We start from the raw sequence: 24180 nt of genomic DNA on the forward strand, positions 1-24180 counted from the left end.
CAGCGGGCCGCTCCGGGCCGGCGGCGCGGCCGGCCTCCCCCGACCGGGCCGGCTCCGGCCGGGCCCCGGGCACCTGGGCGGGACCGTCCACAACCACCGGTACGGAGTTACCGCCGGACGTCAGTGCGACCTTCCCTACCGGAGCCGCGTCCGCCCGGGCGGCGCGCTCCACCTGCTCCTCCCGCAGGCAGCGTCGCAGCGTCTCCGGGTCGAGCCCTTGGTTGATACCGCTGTGCAGCAACTGGGCGAAAAGACACTCGGGGTCGAGATCCAGCGCCCGGCCGAGCGCGACGCGGGCGGACGGCTGGTCACCCGTGGCCCAGGCGACCCAGCCTGCCAGCGACAGCGGCGCCACGGCGTACTCGGCGTAGCCGCCCACGCAGCGGCGGGACAGCGCCTGCCACAGGCGCAGTGCGGGTTCGGCGTCGAGCCCCTCCATCCACTCCGCCGCACGGTCGCGGGCGATGCGGTCCTGGAGGCCGACGATGAGGCGGGCGGCCTCGCTGTCGGACACGAGCGCGTCGTCACAGGCGTCCCTGGCCCGCCTGCTGCCCGTGGGCGGGTCCTCCCGGAACCGGCGGATCAGCTCTCGCGCGTGCGCCAAGGTCTCCGCCCGTACGGACGCCGCCGTCCCCTCCTGGATCATGCGCGGGACCAGCCGGTGCGCCACCGTGTCCAACGCGGATGTCTGCGACACGGCGCGCGGGCCCGTACGCGCGGTGAGCCGGGCCTCCATCTCCCGCAGCGAGCCGCGCACTTGGATGCCCGCGTAAGCAGCGGCGGCGGCCATCACCGACGTACCCGGCGGGGTCAAGGGTGTGCCGGTGGTGGGGCAGCATCGGTCATCGGGGCAGCAGTAGGACCAGAACCGGCCGTTGGAGATGCACAGCGCGTCGAGCACCGGCACGTCCAGGGCGCCGCAGGCGATCCGCAGCCGCTGCGCGAGCGGGCGGAGGCGTTCCATGACATCCCGGCCGTTCTCCCCCTCCGCCGGTTCCCGGCAGAGGTAGACGATGATGCCTTCGGGGCGGGAGCGCCGCTCCTCGCCGAGGCTGACGAGCGCGCCGGCCAGCTGGTCGGAGACGTAGGGCCACTGCGACCGGTCGGTCGGGATGCCGAGCCGGGCCCGGCTGCCGAAGCGCCCACGCTCGCCGTGCAGGCCGGCGAGGACGATGCTGTCGTCCGGGAAGAAGCCCAGCAGATACGGCAGCGCATCGGCCAGCTCGGCCGGCCCGCGCAGGGTGACCCTGGCCTCTTCGGGCACGTCGGCCTCCCTCATCGCTCCCGCGGTTTCGCACTCGGGCGTGGGCGGGTGCGGGGAAGCCGGAGGGGGCGGCGTGGGCGGGCGGGACGAGGCGGTCGGGTTGACCGGTACGGGCGGACGGGAGCGGGCGGGCCGCCCGAGGGGAGCGGAGTGGTCGGGCCGGAGCGGCCTGTCGGATCGGCCGGTGTGCCGGGTGGACCCGCCGGGTCGGCGGGACGGTTCGGGCTGACTGGGCTGTTCGCTGTGCTGGTTCATGGCTCGAAGATCCCGCGAACCACCGCACCGCCGCGACCCCTGTGGATAACTCCCGGGTGACGGAAGTTGTCCACAGGCTCGGGCGGCGGTTCGCGCGTTGTCAGTGGCATCGGGTTGCATGGAGCCATGAGCAACGAAGACCTGCGTGCCGCGGCCGATGCCGTCCTCTCCCGCCTCGTCGGCGACCCCGGCGGCACGGCGCGGCTGCGCGAGGACCAGTGGCGGGCGATCGAAGCGCTGGTCGCCGAGCACCGCCGCGCGCTGGTGGTGCAGCGCACGGGCTGGGGCAAGTCGGCGGTCTACTTCGTCGCGACCGCGCTGCTGCGTCAGCGCGGCGCCGGACCGACCGTGATCGTCTCTCCGCTGCTCGCGCTGATGCGCAACCAGGTCGATGCGGCGGCCCGCGCCGGGATCCGGGCGCGCACGATCAACTCGTCCAACACCGAGGACTGGGACACGATCCAGGCCGAGGTGGCGGCGGGCGAGGTCGACGTGCTGCTCGTCAGCCCCGAGCGGCTGAACAACCCCGACTTCCGCGACCAGGTGCTCCCCAAGCTGGCCGCGGCCACCGGTCTGCTCGTGGTCGACGAGGCACACTGCATTTCCGACTGGGGCCACGACTTCCGACCCGACTACCGGCGGCTGCGCACGATGCTCGCCGACCTCCCGCCCGGCGTGCCCGTGCTCGCCACGACCGCGACGGCCAACGCGCGGGTCACGGCCGACGTGGCCGAGCAGCTCGGTACGGGCGAGGGCGCCGCCGAGGCGCTCGTCCTGCGCGGCCCGCTGGACCGGGAGAGCCTGAGCCTGGGCGTGCTCCCGCTGCCGGACGCCGCGCACCGGCTGGCCTGGCTGGCCGACCATCTGCACGAGCTGCCGGGCTCGGGGATCATCTACACGCTCACGGTCGCCGCGGCCGAGGAGGTCACCGCCTTCCTGCGGCAGCGCGGCCACCCGGTGGCCTCGTACACCGGCAAGACCGAGAACGCGGACCGCCAGCAGGCCGAGGACGACCTGCTCGGCAACCGCGTCAAGGCCCTGGTCGCCACCTCCGCGCTCGGCATGGGCTTCGACAAGCCCGACCTCGGGTTCGTGGTGCACCTCGGCTCGCCGTCCTCCCCCATCGCGTACTACCAGCAGGTCGGGCGGGCCGGCCGCGGCGTTGAGCACGCCGAGGTGCTGCTGCTGCCCGGCCGTGAGGACGAGGCGATCTGGAAGTACTTCGCGTCCCTGGCCTTCCCGCCCGAGGAGCAGGTGCGCCGGACCCTGGACGTCCTGGCGGCCGCGGACCGGCCGCTGTCGCTGCCGGCGCTGGAGCCGCTGGTCGAGCTGCGCCGCTCGCGCCTGGAGACCATGCTGAAGGTGCTCGACGTGGACGGCGCGGTGCACCGGGTCAAGGGCGGCTGGACCGCCACCGGCCGCCCGTGGACGTACGACGCCGAGCGTTACGCCTGGGTGGCGCGGCAGCGCGAGGCCGAGCAGCAGGCCATGCGGGACTACGCCACGACGACCGGCTGCCGGATGGAATTCCTGCGGCGGCAGCTGGACGACGAGGCGGCGGCGCCGTGCGGCCGCTGCGACAACTGCGCGGGCGCACGCTTCACCACCGAGGTGTCCGCCGCGTCGCTGGACACGGCCCGCGGTGAGCTGGGGCGGCCGGGCGTGGAGGTGGAGCCGCGGCGCATGTGGCCGACGGGCCTGCCCGCCATCGGCGTCGAGCTCAAGGGGCGTATTCCGGCGGGCGAGCAGGCGGCCGCCGGGCGTGCGCTGGGCCGGCTCTCCGACATCGGCTGGGGCAACCGGCTGCGCCCGATGCTCGCCGCGCAGGCTCCGGACGGATCGATTCCGGACGATGTCGCGTCCGCGGTCGTCACGGTCCTCGCCGACTGGGCGAAGGGGCCCGGCGGCTGGGCGTCGGGGGCGCCGGACGCCCCGGCACGTCCCGTGGGCGTGGTGTCCCTCGATTCCCGTACCCGCCCTCAGCTGGTCCGTTCCCTGGGAGAGCGCATCGCCGCCGTCGGGCGGATGCCGTTCCTGGGGACGGTGACGTATGCGGATCACGAGGCGGATCACCGGATTCCGCGCAGCAACAGCGCCCAGCGATTGCGCGCTCTGCACGGCTCGTTGAGTGTGCCGCCGGAGTTGGCACAAGCTCTGGCCTCGGCTGACGGGCCGGTACTGCTGGTGGACGACTACGCGGACACCGGATGGACCTTGGCCGTGGCCGCGCGGCTGCTGCGCAAGGCGGGCGCCGCCGGAGTGTTTCCGCTGGTCCTTGCCGTACAAGGGTGAGGTGAAGGGGGTGGTCGGGCGTCAGGGGCCGGTGCGGCGGGCAGAAATACCACAACCGCGGTGCCCGATTCCCACTGTGCGAGCGTCCACTTCATTGCCGCATGCCTGTACGAACGCGAGAATTGGCCCCGCTTCCCCGTACCGGCCGTCCGCGGCCGGGTACGGCGGCACCGAGCCGTGCCCGCGCGGCCGGCCGCCGTCCGGCGCGTGGACGCGTAGACGAAGGGAGGACCGTGACCTTCGGCTTCGCCCAGCCTCCGGACGTGTCCCTGCCCACTTCCGCCGATTCCGCCGCCAGGCTCAGCCGCATGCTGGAGCCCGCCGAGTGGGCGTCGGCCGGGATCCCCCTGCTGCGCAACCCGCGAGAGGTCGTCACCGGCCTGCACGACCGCCACCTGCCGGGATTGTCGACGGCTGTCGTGGCGGTGCTCGGCCCGGAGGAACGCGTGACCGCCAGCGCGTCGTTCGTCCAGCACGCATCCGCCCCGGACGGCTGGGAGTTCCGCAACGCGCTCCTGGCCCAGCTGCGCCGGGTCGTCCCCCACGACCTGCGACTACGGGTGCCGGTCCGTACGGCCGTACTGCTCTACTGCCGTGAGGGCGAGCCCTGTTGGACGGAGGCGGACGGGGCCTGGATGTGGGGGCTGCGCGACGCGTGCACCCTGCACGGCCTGCGCTGCGGCGCGTACATCACGCTCACGCGCAGCGGCTGGCAGGTGCTGGGCGAAGGGCGCGGAGGCCGACGCCCGCGCTCGGTCGCGCGTACCGAGCGCCTTGGTGGTACGGGAGACCCGCCGCACCGGCATGTACCGGAACAGGTCGGTCCGGCCGAGCGACGGGAAGCCTCGGGACCGGTCCGGCAGGCCGAGCCGGTACCGCTTCGACGGGACGCGTCGGGGCCTGTTCATGGGGGCGAGTCCGGACTGGCTCAGGGGGACGCGTACGGACAGGCCGACAGTGCCGGGCAGCCGGAGGCGTCCGACCTCGTCAGCAGATCGCGGCAGCCCGTGCCGTCGCCACCGTACGGGCCCCCGGAACGGTGCGCTCCGGTGGAACGGCCCCCCGCCGTGGAACGGACGCGTACGGCCGCACCGCAGCCGCACTCCGCGCCGTCACGTCACCTGTCGGAGCAGCCGAACGGCGACGGCCGACCGGCACCGCACCATGGCACGGCGGCGGATTCCCGACGGCGCACCGCGGCCCGCTGACCGCGCGCACGCGGCGCGAGATGCCCGGCCGGCCCATGGCCGCCGGGCTCCCCCCGTCGGTGCCCCTCAGGCGCTGACGCCCAGGAGGGCGTTGATGCGCTGCGGGTCGCCGCAGACGACCAGGAGCGCACCGGCCCGGGCCATCGCGGTGGGCAGGGCGCGGGCGATGGTCTCCTCCGTGCCGCCGTTCACCGCGACAACCACGACGGGGCGCCCGGTGGCGCGCTCGGCAGTGGCGTCCGCGTAGAACACGTCGTCCGCGGCGTCGTGCTGCGCCCAGTAGGACGCCTCGCCGAAGGACAGCTCGTGTGCGGCCCAGGGGTGCATCTCGCCGGTGGTGAGCACAAGGATCTCGCCCGGCGCGCGTCCGGAGTCCAGCAGCAGGTCCACGGCCTCCTCGGCGGCGTCGAGCGCGCCGGGCTGCGGGGCCGGGATCAGCTGGAGCTGCACTCCGGAAGCGGCGCCGGCGGCACCGGCGGTCGCGGCGGGCTGCTTGGGCCCCGGGCGCTGCGCCGGAGGGGCGCCGGCCGGTCCACGGGACGGCGCGGCGGGTCCGGGCTTGCCGGGGCGGGCGCTGGCCGCGGGGGCGCCGCGCGGAGGCGCGGGGCGGGGACCGGGGCCAGGAACAGGACGGGGGGTCGACGCGGTGCGGCCGGCGGCCGGAGTTGCGCGGGGACCCGGGACACTCTCGTGAATCTGAGGCTCCTCGGGGAAGAGAGGCATAAAAGGATGTCTATCAAACGTAGGTGCGGAACACGTCATCGGGTACCGAATTGATGCCCGCACCGCTCAGAAGTCGAAGCCGAGTTGGCCACCGGCCTCCAGAGCGGCTGCTTCAGGGGTGCTGCGTACCTTCTTCAGGTGCCGCCAGCGGGGCAGGGCGTCCATGTAGGACCACGACACCCGGTGGTAACACGTGGGGCCGTACTCCTCCAGGGCCGCACGGTGCGCCGGCGACGGGTAGCCGGCGTTCTCCGCGAAGGCGAAGTCGGCGTGTACGTCGGCCAGTTCACCCATCATCGCGTCACGACGGACCTTGGCGAGCACGGAGGCCGCGGCCACCGCGACGCAGGACTGGTCGCCCTTGATGACCGTACGGACCTTCCAGGGACCGCCCAGGTAGTCGTGCTTGCCGTCGAGGATCACCGCGTCCGGACGGACCGGCAGCGCCTCCAGGGCACGTACGGCCGCGAGCCGCAGCGCCGCGGTCATGCCCAGGTCGTCGATCTCCTCCGGAGAGGCGTGCCCCAGGGCGTGCGCCGTGACCCAGCCGTCGAGCACCTCGGCGAGTTCGACGCGTCGCTTGGGTGTCAGCAGCTTGGAATCGGTGAGTCCGGCCGGCGGGCGGCGCAGTCCGGTGATGGCTGCGCAGACGCTGACCGGGCCGGCCCAGGCGCCGCGCCCGACTTCGTCCACCCCGGCGATGATCTTGGCGCCCGTGGTGGCGCGAAGCGATCGCTCGACGGTGTGGGTTGGGGGCTCGTACGGCATGGCGCCAGCAAGCGTACGCCTATTCGCGGCGGGCGTGCGCACCGGGTACCGCCTGACTCGTGGTGCCGCGGGAGGCGGGGGCGCCGGGGACGGCCGGGGGCGATTCGGGGGGCTTGCGGTCGGGGCGCGGGCGGGGTGGCCCAGCGTGGGCGGGGGTCGCGGGCTGTGCTTTTGCGTGTGCGGGGTGCGACGGCGTGAGGGTTGGGTCAGCCTCCGGCCCCGGGTGACCGGCGTGCGGGCCGGGTCGGCCTCCAGCCGCTGGGGCAGCGGCGCGCTTGCAGGCGTATCACCGGCATCCGGTCACCGGCATCCGGTCACCGGCATCCGGGACTCATAGCGGCGCTCATGCGCCCCGGCTCTCCGCGGTAGATCAACTACAGGCGCGGAGAGCCCGCTTGGTCATCTCGCCGGGGCGGGGACGGGCTGTACCTCGCCAGGGCGGGTACGGGGTGCGCCTCGCAGCGCGCCCCTGACCCCGGTGCTTCCGGTTGTCCGGCCGCCCCGTCGTCCCGGCTGCCGCCCGCGCCCCTCAGCCGGAAAGCCCGGACATCCAGCTCGGAAGTGCTTCCGTACGGTCCAGCCAGTCCTGGGGCGGAGTGGCGCCGCCGGCGGCGACGATTCCGCCGACGATGGCGCAGGTGGTGTCCACGTCGCCGCCTGCTTGAGCGGTGGCCCAGAAGGCCTGCTCGAAGTCGTCGAGGTGGCGGGCGGCTGCCCACAACGTGAAGGGGACGGTGTCGTGGGCGCTGGTCCGGCGGCCACAGCCCAGTACCGCGGCGACCGTGCCCGCGTCGCCGTAGTCGAGCATGTCCCGGGCACGCCGCAGGCCTGCCTGTACGGCGCTGCGCGGGATCAGCTCCAGTACGCCGTCCAGCAGCGCTTGCGGGCCGGTCGTACGGTCCGGAGCGGCGGCCAGGGCGGCCGCGGCGGCCACCGCCATCGCTCCGACCACCGCTTCGCGGTGCTGGTGAGTGGTGTAGGCCGAGATCTCGGCCTGGTGGGTCGCCTGCTCGGGGTCGTCCGCGTACCAGGCGCCGAGGGGGGCGATGCGCATGGCCGCGCCGTTGCCCCAGGAGCCCTGCCCGTTGAAGAGCGCCGAGGCCAGCTCACGCCAGTCGCCGCCCTCCCGGACCAGCCGGAGCATGCGGTTGACCGCCGGGCCGTAGCCGCGGTCGAAATCGTGGTGATCGGCGAAGGAGCGGGCCAGCGCGTCCTGGTCGATGCGCCCGTGGGCCGCGAGTACGGCCACGACCGAGCAGGCCATCTCCGTGTCGTCGGTCCACTGCCACGGTGCGGGCGGCAGCTCGCGGCGCTTGAGGTTCGGGTAGTTGGCGGGAACGAAGAACTGGGAGCCGAGGGCATCGCCCAGGGAAAGTCCGCGCAGGCTCACAAGGGCCCGCTCGAAGCGGTCTGCGTCACGGTGGTCGGCGCTCATCGGTGTGCACTCTAACCGGTGATGCCGTACGACTCCGGCTCACACCAGCGTTCGAACGGCCGGTCCAGTGCGTATCGGCCGTCCGGGCCCAGGAGGAGCGAGCGCCGCTCCGCGTTCCCCGGGTTGGTCAGGGACTCGAACTCGGCCACGGTCCAGTGGAACCACCTCATGCAGAAGAGCCGCATGGTCAGGCCGTGCGTGACGATCAGAACGTTCGGCGGGTGGTCCGGGTGCTCGAAGCTGCGCCACAGGCTCTCCAGGAACGCGCCGACGCGGTCGTACACATCGGCGCCGGACTCGCCCTGCGCGAAGCGGTAGAAGAAGTGGCCGTAGGCGTCGCGGTACACCTTCTGCAGGCGTACGTCCTCGCGGTCCTGCCAGTTCCCCCAGTCCTGCTCGCGCAGCCGCGGTTCCTCGCGGACCCGGACCCGGTCCTTGTCGAGCCCGAACGCCCGGAAGGTCTGGTGCGTACGGCGGTACGGCGATACGTACGCGGAGATCTGCTCGTCACCGAACATCGCCCGCAGCGATTCCCCGGCCTCCTCGGCCTGCCGCAGCCCGTTCTTCGTCAGACTCAGCGCGTGGTCGGGCTCCCGTTCGTAGACCGTGTCGTCGGTGTTCCCCTCCGATTCTCCGTGGCGGATGAGGACGATGCGTCGGGGCCGTGCCATGCCGCCACCCTAAAACGGTTGCTCTGTACATGCCTCATGCCCCGGATCGGGTCATCGCCCGCGGGCGGGCATGGACAAAACCCAGAGGGGTCCCCGGCCCCCACCCGGTTACAACCCACCCCCATCACTTCCACCCCCCCACCACCCGCCCAACCCGCACCTCACACCGCCGCCCATGGAAACGCCGCTCAAGCAGTCGGTCGTGCGAGACGACTGCCAGGGCTCCCGGCCAGGCGGCGAGTGCCGCGTCCAGTTCCTCGATGAGGGTGAGTGCCAGGTGGTTGGTCGGCTCGTCGAGGAGCAGGAGGTCGGCGGGGCGGGCCAGTAGGCGGGCGAGGGCCAGTCGGCGTCGCTGGCCCGCCGAGAGGGAGCCCACCGGTACCTGGAGATCGGCCTCCCGGAACAGGCCGAACGAGAGGAGAAGTTCGGCGAGCTCCTCCGGGTCTCCGGGCAGGTCCCGGCCGAAGGCCGTCAGCAGCCGTTCCCGAGGGCGGGACACCGGTATCTCCTGGGGCAGGTAGCCGATGCGTCCCCGGCGTACCGCCGTGCCCGCGTCGGGCTGCTGCACCCCTGCCATGACCCGTAGCAGCGTGCTCTTGCCCGCCCCGTTGGCGCCGTGGATCAGCAGCCGCTCTCCCGTGGCTACGGAGAGTGTGTCCACGGCCAGGCGGTCCCCCACCTGTATGCCGGTCAGCTCGATGAGCGTGCCCTTGGTGTCACCGGCGGTCGGTCCGGTGCGGAAGCGGAGTGGCTCCGGCGGCCGGGGCACCGGGGCCGCATGGAGCCGCCGCAGTCGTTCCTGTGCGTTGCGCACCCGGCCGGCCACCGATGCTTGAACCCGCCCTCCCGCGCGGTCGTACGCCATCTTGTTGTTGTCCTTGATCGCCCGGCCTTGGGCGACGCTGTGGGCAGCACCGGTTGCGAACTCGCTCAGGCGCTCGGTCTCGGCGCGCCACTGCTCGTACTCCTGCTCCCAGCGCCGGCGCGCCGCGGCCTTGGCGGCGACGAAGGTGCCGTATCCACCGCCGTACCGGACGACGGTCCGGAGGTCGGCGTCCACCTCGACGATCGTGTCGGCCACGCGCTGCAGGAAGAGGCGGTCGTGCGACACCGCGAGGACCGTGCCGCGATGGGCCGTCAGCGCCGTCTCCAGCCAGTCCAGCGCCTCCGCGTCGAGGTGGTTGGTCGGTTCGTCGAGCAGCATCACCTCGGGTGACGCGGCTATCAGGCAGGCGATGCCCAGTCTTGCCTGCTCCCCGCCGGACAGGCTGCCGAACGGGCGGCTCCGCTCCACATGGCCCAGACCCACGCCATACAGCGCCTTGTCGACGCGGACGTCTGCCTCGTAGCCGCCGCGCAGTTCGTAGACGCCGAGCAGCCTGCCGTATTCCTCCAGGTCTTCCGGTCTTCCGTCGCCGAGTCGCGTCTCCAGCGCGCGCAGCCGGCGCTCCATCTCCCGCAGCTCCGCGAGAGCGGTGTCCACCGCCTGGTGGACCGTGCAGTCGCCCGGCAGGTCGGGAACCTGACCGAGGTGGCCGATGCCTCCGTCGGCGGTGACCACCACCCGGCCGTCGTCCGGGTGCTCCAGCTCCGCGACGAGGCGCAGCAGCGTCGACTTGCCGGCGCCGTTCTCCCCCACGACCCCGACCCGGTCGCCGGGGCGTATCGAGAGGGAGACGCCGTCCAGCAGGAGCCGGTCGCCGTAGGACTTGGACACCTCGTGGAGCGAAATCTGTGTGGTCATACGAACCCCCCGGCTCCGCGGCATCGCACCGCGAACTCAAACGCTACGCTTGTTGCGTTACGACGATGATGGCACACGCCGTCGCACTAACGCAACAGGAGTTGCACTTGCCTGAGGAAAACGCACCGGAGGCCCCCGCGCCGAGCCCCGGCACCCGTCGGCCGGGCGGGCGCACCGCCCGCACCCGCGCCGCCGTCCGCGACGCCGTTCTGGCGGGCCTGGCCGAGCACGGCTATCCCGGCCTGACCGTCGAATACGTCGCAGAGCACTCGGGCGTGCACAAGACCACGCTCTACCGCCGCTGGGGCGGCCTCGAAGGGCTGCTGGCCGACACTCTCGACCTGGCCGGCGAGGACAGCTGGACGCCGCCCGACACCGGGTCCCTCGCGGGCGATCTGCGTACGCTCGCGCGCGAGGTGGTGGAGTCGTTCACCGATCCGGTCACGGCGGCCTCCGGCTCCGCGATCATCGCGGCCGCGTTCCAGTCGCAGCAGGCCGCGGACGCGCTGCACGCCTTCTACGCCGAACGTTTCCGGCGCTGCGAGCCCCTGATCCGGCGCGCTGTCGAGCGCGGCGAGCTGCCCGCCACCCCGGAGAACAATGTCGACGCCGGGGCACTCGTCCGGGCTGCATGTGCCCCGCTCTTTCTCCGGCTCTTCATCACGCGTGAGCCGGTCGACGCACACACCGCCGACCAGAGCGCCGCGGCCGCCCTGGCTGCCGCGCGCGCCGGCGTGTTCACCCCCGCGGGCGCCGGGACGGGAGCCGAGACCGGCACGCCCGCCTCACCCAAGTAACGGCACAGGAGCCAGCAGTAACGGCACAGGAACCAGCGAGCAGGAGACGGGGCGCCCGGCCACGCGTAGGGCCGGCGCGCCCGGCCACGCCCCACGGCAGCGCCGGAGTGGCGCGGGCTGGTCCAAGGGTGTCCAGCGGCACCACCCGCTGGTTGAGTCCGGCGCCACGTGGCTAAGCCACGCGGCTGGAAGCCAGCGTGTTCGTGCCACATCGGCAGAGGCCGGCGTGCCCCATGGCGCGCACCTCACGCCATACGGCCAGTACGCCCCCTCACACCGTCCACGACGGCTCCAGATCGGCCACGTCCCCCGTCACAGCCCGCACATCGGCCTCCGTCTGCGCCCGGAATCCCAGCCGCTCGACGCGCTCCGGGCGGTACTTCCCCCGCTCGGCCGCCGACTCCCACATCGACAGGATCAGGAACTCCTCCCCCGGCGCGCGCCCCATCAGGCCGCGCAGCATGCCCGGGGAGCCGGCCATGGCCGGATTCCACACCTTCTCCTGCATCAGCATGAAGTGCTCGACCCGGTCAGCACGCACCTGGCAGTGCGCTATGCGCAGGACGTCGGCGTCCGCGAAGACGGGCCGGAAGCCCACCTTCACGTCGAGTTCGTACTCGAACAGGCGCACCCGGGAGTCCTTGAACGTGCCCACCTGGGCCGCCGCCAGCCGGTCGTGCGAGCGCGCCATGAAGGAGTCGTAGAACGCCCTGCTCTCCCAGAAGGCGACCAGATGCGCGACCGACGGACGCGTCCGGCTCCATCCGCCGCCCTGGCCCCGGAAACCCGGTTCACCGAGCAGCCCCGCCCATTTCCGCTGCCCCCGTTCGAACCCCCGGCGGTCCACGACCGTGCATCTAATCCACTTGACCAGCACCGCGCCATCGTACGGCCCGGGCAGGCCCGTCATCACCGCGCGTCACGCACCCGCCACGCCGAATGTGCCTACGGGCGCGGGTCGATCGGGGTGAGCACCCCGCACCGCCGTTCCACCGCTTCGGCCGCCTCCAGGCACAGGTCCTCCCGATAGGCGCGTCCGATGAGCTGCACGCCGTACGGGAGCCCCTGTGCGACCCCGGTCGGCACGGCCACCGCCGGTACACCCACGAAGCTCGTGGCTGTACACAGGCGCATCGCCCGCTGGACGCGCGCGTGAGCCTCCCGGTCCCGCACCTCCAGCCCCGGCTCGAAGGGCGGCTCGGTGAAGACCGGCGCCAGCAACAACGGGTACGTGTCCAGGAATTCGGCCCACGCCCGCCGGATGCCGAGCCGGGCGCTCGTCAGACGCAGATACGCGGGCACGTCCACCGGTACGGCGTCCTGGGCCTCCATCGACATCTCGATGTAGCGATGTCCGCCCTCGCCCAGGAGGGTCCGCACCACCGGCCAGGTGGGGGCGAATTCGGCCATGGTCATACGGCCGTACACCTCCAGCGCCTCGTCCAGGCACGGCACGTCCGGCACCTCGCACACCTCGTGGCCTGCGTCGCGCAACGCGTCCGCCGCGTCCTCGACGGCCTTGCGCACCAAGGGGTGGACTCCCTTGCCGCCCGGATCGGTGACCATCGCGATCTTCAGGGGCCGCGGTACCGGCTCGCCGTACAGGGGAACCGGTACGGCCCTCGGGTCGCGGGGGTCGGTGCCCGCCAGCGCCTCGTACGCCAGGCGGAGGTCGCCGACCGTACGGGCCAGCGGTCCATCGACCACCAGCACCTGGGTGGCCAGCGCCGGATCGTCCGCGCCGAGCCGGTGATCGGCGGGGAATCGTCCATATGTGGGCTTCAGGCCCGCCACACCGCAGAAGGACGCGGGGATGCGCACCGATCCGCCGGAGTCATTGCCGAGTCCGATCGCGGCCATCCCGGCAGCCACCGCGGCGCCGTCGCCCCCGCTGGTGCCGCCCGGCGTCACCTCCGGCGACCAGGGGTTGCGGGTGTCGCCGTACAGCTCGCTGCGGGTGTGGATGCCCGCGAGGACGAGGGTGGGCATGTTGCTGTGCCCGATCGGGACGGCACCGGCGGCGCGCAGCCGCGCCACCGGGGGCGCGTCGGCGTGCGCGACGTGGTGGCGGAAGCTCTCGGCGCCGTACGTGGTCGGCACGCCCTCCACGGCGGTGGTCTCCTTGACCGTGAAGGGCACTCCGGCGAGCGGGCCCAGGTCCTGGCCCGCGGCGCGCCGCCGGTCCACCTCGGCCGCGTCCGCACGCGCCCGGTCGGCGAAGAGCTGCGTGACGGCGTTGACGGCCGGATTGATCTCGGCGATGCGCTCCAGGTGCTGTTCCACCATCTCCGCGGCGGTCACCTCGCCGCTCCGCACGGCGGCCGCCTGGGCCCCGGCGGACATCTTCCACAGCGCCTGCTCCGCTTCCATCACGTACTCCTTCTCCTTCACCCTCGTCACCGTTCGCCCCTGCGCATCCGGACGGCAGGGACCGCTCCGGCCCCTGCCCGACGAGCGCGGACACGCCGCTCACCCGTTCCGATGCAAGCGCATCACATCGTACCCTTGTCACGATACGCACGCATCGCCATACCGGGAGCGCCCCATGCCCAAGCAGGTGGACCACGAGAGCCGCCGCCGGCAGATCGCCGACGCCGTCTGTCACCTCGCCGACGAACACGGCCTGGAGGGCGTCACCCTGCGGGACGTGGCGGCGCGCGCCGAGGTGTCCATGGGGGCGGTCCAGCGCTGCTTCCGCACCAAGGAGGAGATGCTGGCCTTCGCGCTCGACCACATCGGGGCGCGGATCTCGGCACGGGTGACGGCGCGGCTCACCGAGTCGCCGGCCCAGTCGGCCCGTACCGCGCTCGGGCACGCGACCACCGAGATCTCCCTGCTGCGCCCCGAGCACCGTGCCGAGGCCCGCGTCTGGCTCGCCTTCGTCGCGCAGGCCGCGGTCAGCCCGCCGCTCGCCGAGATCCTGCGGGGCAACTACAGCGGCCTGCACGGCCTGTTCACCCGCCTGATCACCGAGGCCACCGGGAGCCCGGACGCGGAGCGTGAGGCCCGGACCCTGCTCGCCCTCACCGACGGCCTGACGACCCACCTCCTGATCGGCCACCTCTCCCCCGACACGGCGCTGGACACCCTGGACAGTCATCTGACGCGCCTCTGGGGCGACGAATCCGCCTGACCGCCGCCCCGGCCCCGGGCTAATCTGCCGATCATGGACGCTCTTTATCCGCGCCTCCTGGTGGAGGACTTCGAAACCGCCGCCCGCTTCTGGGAAGGCGCCCTGCGCGACCTCCTGGGCATCGAGCCCGTCAAGGTCATTCCGCAGGCCGGTTACGCCAATTGGGACCTCGACGGGCAGGCCGTTCTGGTCCTCTTCTCGCGCGAGGCCATGGCGCGGACGGTCGGCACGGAAGCGCTGCCGCCCCGCCCCGCGGCCCAGGACACATCCATGCTGGTACTGCGCGTCCCCGTCGTGGACGAAGCGGCCCGGCAGCTCGCCGCCCACGGCGCCGGCATCGTGGCGCACCCTCAGGACCGTCCCGACTGGGGACCCAACCTCCGTACGGCCCATCTGCGTACGCCCGACGGGACGTTGGTGGAACTCCAGTCCTACTGATTACGTCGGAGTGGCAGTACGCGTACCAGTCCTGCCGACCGGGACGGCGTCGCCCCGGCCCCGGGGCAGGGCTTGCGGAGCGTGACACGATGGTGGTCCGCCTTGCACAGCCCGTGAGTTGCAACACCGGAAGGGATCTCTGTGAGCAGCCTCAACAAAGGGATCGGCAAAGTCGAAGTGACCCTCAAGTGGGACCCCAGCCCCGCGGGCACTTCAGCGCATGACCTGGACATCATCGCCGCGACCTACACAAAGGACGCACTGCACGGCGCACCGGATTATCTGGTGCACTTCGACAGCCGTTCCCCGGACGGCACCATCATCCTCAGCAGGGACAGCCGGACCGGCCTGGGTCTCGGCACCGACGAGGCGATGGTGCTGGAACTGAACCGGCTGGCCGAGCGGTACGGGCGGGTCGTCGTCGGGGTGGCCATTCAACAGCGCGGCGGGCGCAAGACGTTCGGCGATATCGCGAACACCGCCGTCCGCGTCAACGAGGGATACGACGAACTGGCCGTGGACGACTTCTCGGCGGTCGCCGGCTCGACCGCGGCGGTGATTGCGGAATTCGACCGCGACGCATCGGGAGAATGGCGGTTCCACCCGAACGTACGGGGCTTCGACGCCGACCCGGAAACCTTCGTGACGGTCATGGGCAACTGACGGCACAACGGGCCCAGGGCAATGCCGTAAAAACATTCCCGGTGCGACATCGCCCGTCCCCGCAAACGGGAGGAGGCGGAGCCGACATATCGGCTCCGCCTCCTTTCAGCTGTGCGTTCCGCGCCTATTCAGCGCCGGAATTCAGCTGCAACCGCTGGTCGATCCGCAGCCCTCGCACAGGTAGCAGCTGCCCGCGCGCTGCATCTTCGTGCCGCAGGAGAAGCACAGCGGAGCGTCGGCGTTGATGCCGAGCTGCATTTCCACCAGTTCCGCGTTGGTGTGGGCCTGCTTGGGAGCCGGGGCCGCGGTCTCCTTGACGATCTCGGTCGTCGAGGCGGGGGCCTCCTTCACCGACTCCTGGCGCGGGGCCGACTGGGCCAGGCCCTCGACGTCCAGCTCCTCGTCGGTGGGCTCGTACGAACCGGTCTCCAGGTGGCGCTGGCGCTCCTCGACGGAGTGGATGCCGAGCGCGGAGCGGGTCTCGAAGGGCAGGAAGTCCAGCGCCAGGCGGCGGAAGATGTAGTCGACGATCGACTGCGCCATCCGCACGTCCGGGTCGTCCGTCATGCCGGCCGGCTCGAAGCGCATGTTGGTGAACTTCGAGACGTACGTCTCCAGCGGCACGCCGTACTGGAGGCCCACCGAGACGGCGATGGAGAAGGCGTCCATCATGCCCGCGAGGGTCGAACCCTGCTTGGACATCTTCAGGAAGACCTCGCCCAGACCGTCGTCCGGGTAGGAGTTGGCGGTCATGTAGCCCTCGGCGCCGCCGACCGTGAAGGAGGTGGTGATGCCGGGACGGCCCTTGGGCAGGCGCTTGCGGACCGGACGGTACTCGACGACCTTCTCGGCCGGCTTGTCCTCGGCCTTCTTCTCCTCCTCCTTCTTCTTGGCGGAGAGCGGCTGGCCGACCTTGCAGTTGTCGCGGTAGATCGCCAGCGCCTTCAGGCCGAGCTTCCAGCCCTCGAAGTAGACCTCCTCGACCTCCTCGACGGTGGCCGACTCGGGCAGGTTGACGGTCTTGGAGATCGCGCCGGACAGGAACGGCTGGGCCGCCGCCATCATCCGTACGTGGCCCATGGCCGAGATGGAGCGCTCGCCCATGGCGCAGTCGAAGACCTCGTAGTGGGCGGGGTCCAGACCGGGGGCGTCGATCACATTGCCGTTGTCGGCGATGTGGGCGACGATCGCCTCGACCTGCTCCGGCTGGTAGCCGAGCCGCTTGAGCGCCTTGGGGACCGTGTTGTTCACGATCTGCATGGAGCCGCCGCCGACCAGCTTCTTGAACTTGACCAGGGCCAGGTCCGGCTCGACGCCCGTGGTGTCGCAGTCCATCATCAGGCCGATGGTGCCGGTGGGGGCCAGCACGGAGGCCTGCGCGTTGCGGAAGCCGTTCTTGTCGCCGAGGCGGATGACGTCCTGCCACGCCTCGGTGGCCGCGGCCCAGACCGGGGTGTCCAGGTCGTCCATGCGCTTGGCGGCGCCGTTGGCGTCCGAGTGCTGCTTCATGACGCGCTTGTGGGCGTCGGCATTGCGGGCGTAGCCGTCGTACGGGCCGACTACCGCGGCCAGCTCGGCGGAGCGCTTGTAGGAGGTGCCGGTCATCAGGGAGGTGATGGCACCGGCCAGGGCGCGGCCGCCGTCCGAGTCGTACGCGTGGCCGGTGGCCATCAGCAGGGCGCCGAGGTTGGCGTAGCCGATGCCCAGCTGGCGGAAGGCGCGGGTGGTCTCACCGATCTTCTCGGTGGGGAAGTCCGCGAAGCAGATGGAGATGTCCATCGCGGTGATGACCAGCTCGACGACCTTGGCGAAGCGCTCGGCGTCGAACGACTGGTTGCCCTTGTCGTCGTCGCGCAGGAACTTCATCAGGTTCAGCGAGGCCAGGTTGCACGAGGAGTTGTCCAGGTGCATGTACTCGCTGCACGGGTTCGAGGCGGTGATCCGGCCCGACTCCGGCGAGGTGTGCCAGTGGTTGATCGTGTCGTCGTACTGGATGCCGGGGTCGGCGCACGCCCAGGCCGCCTCCGCCATCTTGCGGAACAGGCCCTTGGCGTCGATCTCCTCGATGACCTCGCCGTTCATCCGGCCGCGCAGGCCGAACTTCGAGCCGGTCTCGACGGCCTTCATGAACTCGTCGTTCACGCGGACCGAGTTGTTGGCGTTCTGGTACTGGACGGACGTGATGTCGTCGCCGCCCAGGTCCATGTCGAAGCCCGCGTCGCGCAGCGCGCGGACCTTCTCCTCCTCCTTCACCTTGGTGTCGATGAAGGCCTCGACGTCCGGGTGGTCCACGTCCAGGACGACCATCTTGGCCGCGCGGCGGGTGGCGCCGCCCGACTTGATCGTTCCGGCGGACGCGTCGGCGCCGCGCATGAAGGAGACCGGGCCCGAGGCGTTGCCGCCGGAGGACAGCAGCTCCTTGGAGGAGCGGATGCGGGAGAGGTTCAGGCCGGCGCCGGAGCCGCCCTTGAAGATCATCCCCTCTTCCTTGTACCAGTCCAGGATCGAGTCCATGGAGTCGTCGACGGAGAGGATGAAGCACGCGCTGACCTGCTGCGGCTGCTTCGTGCCGACGTTGAACCACACCGGGGAGTTGAAGCTGAAGACCTGGTGGAGCAGGGCGTACGCCAGCTCGTGCTCGAAGATCTCGGCGTCCGCCGGGGAGGCGAAGTAGCCGTTGTCCTCGCCGGCCTTCGTGTAGGTCTTGACGACCCGGTCGATCAGCTGCTTCAGGCTCGACTCCCGGGTGTCGGAGCCCACCGCGCCGCGGAAGTACTTGCTCGTGACGATGTTGACCGCGTTCACCGACCAGAACTCGGGGAACTCGACGCCACGCTGCTCGAAGTTGACCGAGCCGTCGCGCCAGTTGGTCATGACGACGTCACGGCGCTCCCACGTCACCTCGTCGTACGGATGCACGCCGGGAGTGGTGTGGATGCGCTCGATACGCAGACCCTTGCTCGCCTTGCTGCCCTTGGCGCGGGAGCCTCGTGCCGGGCCGCTCGTCGTCTCTGTCATTCCGCCTCCCTGTACGGGCAAACGCCCATATGTGCGCACTTTCTTCCCGTGGCACGGTGTGTTCTGTCTGCAACCAGGGCGCCTGCACGTGCCCTGGTCAGGTCTGTGATGTGCCGATCTCAGTCGGCGGCGGTGGCGGGCACCGGGACCGCCGGATGCCCGGCGCCCCCTTCGCACCCGCACTCCCGCGCGGGCGGCCCCTGCTCGCGCTGCTCCCGCAGCTCGGCGATGGCCGCCTCGAAGTCCTCCAGCGAGTCGAAGGCCCGGTAGACGCTCGCGAAGCGCAGGTACGCGACGAGGTCGAGCTCCTGCAGCGGGCCCAGTATGGCCAGCCCCACGTCATGGGTGGACAGCTCAGCACTGCCGGTGGCGCGCACCGCTTCCTCGACCCGCTGTCCCAGCTTGGCGAGGGCGTCCTCGGTGACCGGCCGGCCCTGGCACGCCTTGCGCACGCCGGCGATGACCTTGTTGCGGCTGAAGGGTTCGGTGACCCCGCTCCGCTTGATCACCATCAGTGACGCGGTCTCGATGGTCGTGAAGCGGCGGGAGCAGTCCGGGCACTGGCGGCGCCGGCGGATCGAGGTGCCGTCGTCGGTGGTGCGGCTGTCGACCACCCGGCTGTCGGGGTGCCTGCAGAAGGGGCAATGCATGAATTCACCCTCCTCACCCTCGAAAATTACGGTCGTACGCCCATGGTCCCGGCGTACGGCTGATGACCTCCGGCGGCCCTCACGGGCCCCTCGGAGCAGCCCCAAGCATAGGCGATCCCCGGAGCCCCGACAGACACCGGCACCACAACTTGTAGGCGGTTGTAGTCATCAAAGCACTAGATGTGGTGTCGGGAGGTCATCGACACCCCAGGCGTGTCGCGGCGGGGCGGAGCCTCGGCGGCCGCTCGCGGGGCCGCCGACGAGCGTACGGGACGGGACCCGGGGGCGGACGGGGCGGGGCGGGGATGACAGAATCGGGCAGGTCGCGGCGCCCGCCCGCACCCCGCGGGCCGGTACGCGTGCCCGGCTATGAGCTCGGGGCGAAGACTACCGGAATGACCCGAATTGCCTTTCGGCTATACACCTAAGCCCGTGATCAGGTCAGCTAATCCGGAAATTTTCACTCGAACGTGTGTTTGGCGCAACCTTTCGAAAGCAACTACCGTTGGCTAACTAGGGAGCACATTCCGAGAGGGGCCGACGTGACCACCACCGCAGACAGCGCCACCATCACCGCCCAGAGCCACTCCCAGAGCCGATTCGAGCAGACCCGGAAACCGCCGATGGACGACGCAATGAACCCCGAGGGGCAAAAGCCTGCCCGCTCGCTGCCCGGCCGTCCTCCAGGTATCCGTGCCGACAGTTCGGGACTCACCGACCGGCAGCGCAGGGTCATCGAGGTCATCCGGGATTCCGTCCAGCGCCGCGGCTATCCGCCGTCCATGCGCGAGATCGGTCAGGCGGTCGGGCTGTCCAGCACCTCGTCCGTCGCCCACCAGCTCATGGCTCTGGAGCGCAAGGGCTTTCTGCGCCGCGACCCGCACCGCCCCCGGGCGTACGAGGTCCGCGGCTCCGACCAGCCCAGCAACACCCCCACCGACACGACGGGCAAGCCCGCGGCGTCGTACGTCCCGCTGGTCGGCCGGATCGCCGCCGGTGGCCCCATCCTCGCCGAGGAGTCCGTCGAGGACGTCTTCCCGCTGCCGAGGCAGCTGGTCGGCGACGGTGAGCTGTTCGTGCTGAAGGTCGTCGGTGACTCCATGGTGGAGGCCGCGATCTGCGACGGCGACTGGGTCACGGTGCGTCGCCAGCCGGTCGCGGAGAACGGCGACATCGTCGCCGCCATGCTGGACGGCGAGGCGACGGTCAAGCGCTTCAAGCGCGAGGACGGCCACGTATGGCTGCTGCCGCACAACTCCGCGTACCAGCCCATCCCCGGTGACGAGGCCACGATCCTCGGCAAGGTGGTGGCGGTGCTCCGGCGCGTCTGACCCACCCCACGACCGAACCCCGGGACCACTGCGCCGGTCCCGGGGTTTGGGGTGTCCGGGGGTGCTACGCCTCTTCCGCCGCCTTGGCGGCCGCGTCGATGGCGGCCAGGGAGCGGCGGACCTGGTTGCGGTCGGTGGTGTACCAGAATTCGGGCATGGACCTGCGCAGGAACGAGCCGTAGCGGGCGCGCTCCACCCGGGGGTCCAGGACGGCGACGACGCCGCGGTCGCCCGTGGCGCGTACGAGACGGCCCGCGCCCTGAGCCATCAGGAGGGCGGCGTGGGTCGCCGCGACCGCCATGAAGCCGTTGCCGCCGGCTTCCTCCACGGCCTTCTGGCGGGCGCTCATCAGGGGGTCGTCGGGGCGCGGGAACGGCACCCGGTCCATGACCACGAGCTGGCAGTTCGGGCCCGGCACGTCGACGCCCTGCCACAGGGAGAGCGTCCCGAACAGGCAGGTACGGGCGTCCGCCGCGAAGGTGCGGATCAGCTCGCCGAGGGTCTCCTCGCCCTGGAGGAGGATCGGCATGTCCAGGCGTCCCCGCAGGTTCTCGGCGGCGGCCTGGGCCGCGCGCATGGAGGAGAACAGGCCGAGCGTACGGCCGCCCGCGGCCTCGATCAGCTCGGCCAGCTCGTCGAGCATGTCCGTACGGCTGCCCTCGCGGCCGGGCTGGGCGAGGTGCTTGGCCACGTACAGGATGCCCTGCTTGCCGTAGTCGAACGGGGAGCCGACGTCCAGGCCCTTCCACTGGGGGACGTCCTCGCCCTCCGTGCCCTCCGGGGCGAGACCGAGGGAGGCGCCGACACCGTTGAAGTCGCCGCCCAGCTTGAGGGTGGCGGACGTGAGGACGACGGAGCGGTCCGCGAAGAGCTTCTCGCGCAGCAGGCCGGAGACGGACAGCGGCGCGACGCGCAGGGAGGCGCCGAAGCGGTCGTGGCGCTCGTACCAGACGACGTCGTACTCGGAGCCGTTGGCGATCCGCTCGGCGACCGCGTGGACGTTCTCCACGGAGGCGAGGGCCTGCTTGCGGACGGCGTCCTCGTCCTGGACGGACTTGTCGCGGGTCGTGCCGAGGGCGGAGATGACCGTACGCGCGGCGTCACGCAGCGCCATCAGGCAGTAGCCGAGGTCCTCGGGGATCTCTTCGAGGCGGCCGGGCAGGGCCAGCTCCATCAGGCGCTCGAAGGTCTCCGAGGCGGTCTGGAGCTGGTCGGCGGCCTTCTCGTTGACCAGCTTGGCAGCGCGCTTGACGGCCCGGTCGACCTGGCCGGGGGTGAGTTCCCCGGTGGCCACGCCGGTGACGCGGGAGACCAGCTCGTGGGCCTCGTCCACGATCAGTACGTCGTGCTGCGGCAGGACCGGGGCGCCCTCGATGGCGTCGATGGCCAGCAGGGCGTGGTTGGTGACGATCACGTCGGCGAGCTTGGCGCGCTCACGGGCCGCCTCGGCGAAGCACTCTGCGCCGTACGCGCACTTCGAGGCGCCCAGGCACTCCCGTGAGGAGACCGAGACCTGCCCCCAGGCGCGGTCGGAGACGCCGGGGGTCAGATCGTCGCGGTCGCCGGTCTCGGTCTCATCCGCCCAGTCGCGCAGGCGCAGCAGGTCCTTGCCCAGCTTGCTGGTCGGCGTCGCGTGCTCGAAGGGGTCGAAGAGGCCCTCCTCCTCTTCCTGCGGCACCCCCTCGTGCAGGCGGTGGAGGCAGACGTAATTGGAGCGGCCCTTGAGCATGGCGAACTGCGGACGGCGGCGCAGCTGCGGATGCAGGGCCTCGACCGTACGCGGCAGGTCGCGCTCGACCAGCTGGCGCTGGAGCGCGAGGGTGGCCGTGGCCACCACCACACGGTCGCCGTGGGCCAGCGCCGGCACCAGATAGCCGAGCGACTTTCCGGTGCCGGTGCCGGCCTGTACGAGCAGGTGGGAATGGTCTTCCACTGCTTCGGCGACGGCTTCGGCCATGGCGATCTGGCCGGGGCGCTCGGTGCCGCCGACAGCGGTGACGGCGGCGTGCAGCAGATCGGGGAGGGAGGGCTTCGTCATAGCGCTGCCACCCTACGCGTGCCCACTGACAATCTGCTCGGTCACGGGTGGTGGAGGGGGTTGGGCACGGTGCCGTGCACGGCGGCGTGCGGGCGCTGCGCCCGGTCGCGGTATCCGTCGAGGTGGAGACGGTTGCGGTTCAGGCACAGCCGGGCGATGCGGGGGGTGAGCAGGTCGAAGGTCTCGTGTCGTTTCTTCAGGTGCGGGAAGCGTCCCTGATGGCGCAGGATCTCCGCCCGTACGAGGGACCAGAACTCGACCTCCGGGACCGCGAGTTGCTGTTCGCACAGGGGCGCCAGATAGCGGAAGACCCCCACGAAGAGCCCGGAGTGGATGAACTGGGTGAGGAAGTCGGGCGGTTCGGTGAGCAGCACCGCGCGCACGTCGGCAGGCATGGTGGCGTGCTCGGGCAGGGGGTCGGCGCTGGTGTTGACGTCGTCCACGAAGTCCTTGACCGCGAGGCGGGTGGGGATGTCGTGCTGGTCGAAGACGACGATGGCGTTCTCGCCGTGCGGGGAGAAGACCGTGCCGTACTGGTAGAGGAAGTGCAGCAGCGGCGGCAGCAGGGCGGCGAAGAGGTGGCGCAGCCAGACGCGGGGGGCCAGGCCGGAGCGGTGCACCAGCTCCGCTGTCAAGGCGCGCCCGTGCGGGTCGGTCTGCAGGAGCGCGGCCAGGGTGCGGGCCCGCTCCCCCGGGTCCAGATGGCGGCTGACCGGCTCGCGCCAGATGCAGCCCAGCAGTTCCTTGTACTGGTACGGGACGCCGGGCAGCCGGTCGTAGAGGGGGTGTTCGACGGTGACGGACGCGGTCTCGCCGAGCAGGATCACCCGGGTCTCGTCGCGCAGGTACGGGTCGGCGTCGCGCAGGCCCTGGACCCAGGCGGTGACGGCGGGGGCGGCGATGGTGCGTTCGGTCGGCAGGCCGCGCCAGACCAGGGTGTTGAGGACGGAGAGCGGCAGCTTGACCGTCCGGGCCCGGGGGCGGGTGGTGTTGAGGAAGGTGCGGATGGACTGCTGCGGCAGGCGCAGGTCGTTGTCAGTGGGGAGTGGGACGATGGATTTGTCGGCGAGTTGGGGGGCGAAGAGGGGCGCGACGGTCTCGTCCCACTGCCAGGGGTGGACGGGGAGGAAGAGGTAGTCGGCGGGGTCGAGGCCCTGCGCGCAGAGGGTGTCGGCGAAGGCGGCGCGGATTTCGGGGGTGAGTTCATCGGAGTAGAGACGATCGGGCGTGGCCAGGGCGGGGACGCCCCGGTAGACGGCCAGCCGGCGGTGCGCGGCGATCCAGGGCAGCCGCTGCGGGGTACGGGCCTCGGGTGACCAGAGGGCGGCGTCGGCCGCCGAGAAGCCCAGCCGTCCCTTGTTGGCGACGAGCCAGGGGTGGCCGGTCTGGTGGCCTTCCAGGGCGGCGTAGTCGAGGTCGGCGAGCCGCGCGGCGCTCAGGGCCGTGGCGTCGAGGCGGACGTCGGCGGCGAGGGTGGCGGTCAGCTCGCGGATGAGGTGTCCGGTGGTGTCGCCGGACAGGCCCAGGACGGTGTCATGGGCGTGGAAGAGGAAGTGGAGGGGGTCGCCCGTGGGGGTGATGGAGTCGGGATCGACGCGCCAGTGTCCGTACGCGCCGCGCCGGGCCCGGAAGCGGTAGGTGACGTCTTCGGTCAGGCGCAGGCGGTAGGCGCGGGAACCGTCGGTGGTGCGGGCGTGCGGTGGGCGCGGGGCGCCCGGGGCTCCGGGGGGGACGGAGGCGGTGGTGCCGGGG

18 protein-coding genes and 1 pseudogene are annotated in these 24180 nt (G+C 71.7%); 7 read left to right on the top strand and 12 right to left on the bottom strand.

All coding sequences use genetic code 11. The features are described 5' to 3' along the window. A partial coding sequence (locus tag IH45_RS0137125) for a DUF4192 domain-containing protein (protein ID WP_394298737.1) occupies positions 1–1264 on the bottom strand: 1264 nt, incomplete at its 3' end. A gap of 381 nt (positions 1265–1645) precedes the next feature. Between IH45_RS0137125 and IH45_RS0137130 the strand changes: the two genes are divergently transcribed. After that, the gene (locus tag IH45_RS0137130) at positions 1646–3811 is read left to right on the top strand and encodes a RecQ family ATP-dependent DNA helicase (RefSeq protein ID WP_030679373.1); all 2166 of its coding nucleotides are present in this window, start codon (positions 1646–1648) and stop codon (positions 3809–3811) included. A gap of 233 nt (positions 3812–4044) precedes the next feature. Next, a pseudogene (locus tag IH45_RS1000000150395) lies at positions 4045–4608 on the top strand (hypothetical protein); the annotation flags it as partial. 477 nt (positions 4609–5085) lie between these two features. On the opposite strand, the gene IH45_RS0137140 reads toward IH45_RS1000000150395, so the two are convergent. The 5 genes from IH45_RS0137140 to abc-f form a co-directional block, all read right to left on the bottom strand. Further along, positions 5086–5742, bottom strand: a complete 657-nt coding sequence (locus IH45_RS0137140; protein ID WP_030679380.1) for a hypothetical protein — start codon at positions 5740–5742, stop codon at positions 5086–5088. Positions 5743–5808: 66 nt separating this feature from the next. Beyond that, on the bottom strand, positions 5809–6510 hold the full coding sequence (locus IH45_RS0137145) for a ribonuclease HII (RefSeq protein WP_030679384.1): 702 nt from the start codon (positions 6508–6510) through the stop codon (positions 5809–5811). Positions 6511–7039: 529 nt separating this feature from the next. Beyond that, positions 7040–7945: an ADP-ribosylglycohydrolase family protein gene (locus IH45_RS0137150; protein WP_030679387.1), complete on the bottom strand. Its 906-nt coding sequence runs from the start codon at positions 7943–7945 to the stop codon at positions 7040–7042. Between the two features lie 11 nt (positions 7946–7956). Continuing rightward, positions 7957–8616, bottom strand: a complete 660-nt coding sequence (locus IH45_RS0137155; protein ID WP_030679389.1) for a histidine phosphatase family protein — start codon at positions 8614–8616, stop codon at positions 7957–7959. A 124-nt stretch (positions 8617–8740) separates the two neighbouring features. Beyond that, the gene (abc-f, locus tag IH45_RS0137160; protein ID WP_030679392.1) at positions 8741–10360 is read right to left on the bottom strand and encodes a ribosomal protection-like ABC-F family protein; all 1620 of its coding nucleotides are present in this window, start codon (positions 10358–10360) and stop codon (positions 8741–8743) included. 107 nt (positions 10361–10467) lie between these two features. Between abc-f and IH45_RS0137165 the strand changes: the two genes are divergently transcribed. Further along, a complete protein-coding gene (locus IH45_RS0137165; RefSeq protein ID WP_030679395.1) occupies positions 10468–11157 on the top strand; it encodes a TetR/AcrR family transcriptional regulator in 690 nt (229 codons plus the stop codon). 271 nt (positions 11158–11428) lie between these two features. On the opposite strand, the gene IH45_RS0137170 is transcribed toward IH45_RS0137165, so the two are convergent. Beyond that, positions 11429–12034: a YdbC family protein gene (locus tag IH45_RS0137170; RefSeq protein ID WP_030679403.1), complete on the bottom strand. Its 606-nt coding sequence runs from the start codon at positions 12032–12034 to the stop codon at positions 11429–11431. A 68-nt stretch (positions 12035–12102) separates the two neighbouring features. Then, positions 12103–13527, bottom strand: a complete 1425-nt coding sequence (locus tag IH45_RS0137175; protein ID WP_030679405.1) for an amidase — start codon at positions 13525–13527, stop codon at positions 12103–12105. 175 nt (positions 13528–13702) lie between these two features. Here IH45_RS0137175 and IH45_RS0137180 point away from each other — a divergent pair, with 175 nt between their 5' ends. The 3 genes from IH45_RS0137180 to IH45_RS0137190 all read left to right on the top strand — a co-directional run bounded on the left by IH45_RS0137180 (position 13703) and on the right by IH45_RS0137190 (position 15391). Continuing rightward, complete coding sequence (locus IH45_RS0137180; RefSeq protein ID WP_030679407.1) at positions 13703–14290, top strand: TetR/AcrR family transcriptional regulator; 588 nt, start codon at positions 13703–13705, stop codon at positions 14288–14290. Positions 14291–14323: 33 nt separating this feature from the next. Further along, the gene (locus tag IH45_RS0137185; protein ID WP_030679408.1) at positions 14324–14728 is read left to right on the top strand and encodes a VOC family protein; all 405 of its coding nucleotides are present in this window, start codon (positions 14324–14326) and stop codon (positions 14726–14728) included. Positions 14729–14869: 141 nt separating this feature from the next. After that, on the top strand, positions 14870–15391 hold the full coding sequence (locus IH45_RS0137190) for a TerD family protein (protein WP_030679411.1): 522 nt from the start codon (positions 14870–14872) through the stop codon (positions 15389–15391). Positions 15392–15532: 141 nt separating this feature from the next. Here the strand turns inward: IH45_RS0137190 and IH45_RS0137195 are convergent, their stop codons facing one another. Beyond that, a complete protein-coding gene (locus IH45_RS0137195) occupies positions 15533–18409 on the bottom strand; it encodes a vitamin B12-dependent ribonucleotide reductase (protein WP_030679415.1) in 2877 nt (958 codons plus the stop codon). 119 nt (positions 18410–18528) lie between these two features. Next, positions 18529–19059 carry a transcriptional regulator NrdR gene (gene nrdR, locus IH45_RS0137200; RefSeq protein ID WP_030679420.1) on the bottom strand — a complete coding sequence of 177 codons (531 nt, stop codon included), beginning with the start codon at positions 19057–19059 and terminating at the stop codon, positions 18529–18531. Positions 19060–19601: 542 nt separating this feature from the next. On the opposite strand from nrdR, the gene lexA reads away from it, so the two are divergent. After that, positions 19602–20390, top strand: a complete 789-nt coding sequence (gene lexA, locus IH45_RS0137205) for a transcriptional repressor LexA (protein WP_030679423.1) — start codon at positions 19602–19604, stop codon at positions 20388–20390. A gap of 64 nt (positions 20391–20454) precedes the next feature. On the opposite strand, the gene IH45_RS0137210 is transcribed toward lexA, so the two are convergent. Both IH45_RS0137210 and IH45_RS0137215 read right to left on the bottom strand, forming a co-directional pair. Continuing rightward, a complete protein-coding gene (locus IH45_RS0137210) occupies positions 20455–22428 on the bottom strand; it encodes an ATP-dependent DNA helicase (RefSeq protein WP_030679425.1) in 1974 nt (657 codons plus the stop codon). A gap of 41 nt (positions 22429–22469) precedes the next feature. Next, positions 22470–24180: IucA/IucC family protein (locus IH45_RS0137215; RefSeq protein WP_050515456.1), on the bottom strand; the 1711-nt coding region annotated here is incomplete at its 5' end.

This window comes from Streptomyces rimosus subsp. rimosus (assembly GCF_000720725.1).
GTDB classification, from domain to species: Bacteria; Actinomycetota; Actinomycetes; order Streptomycetales; family Streptomycetaceae; genus Streptomyces; species Streptomyces rimosus_A.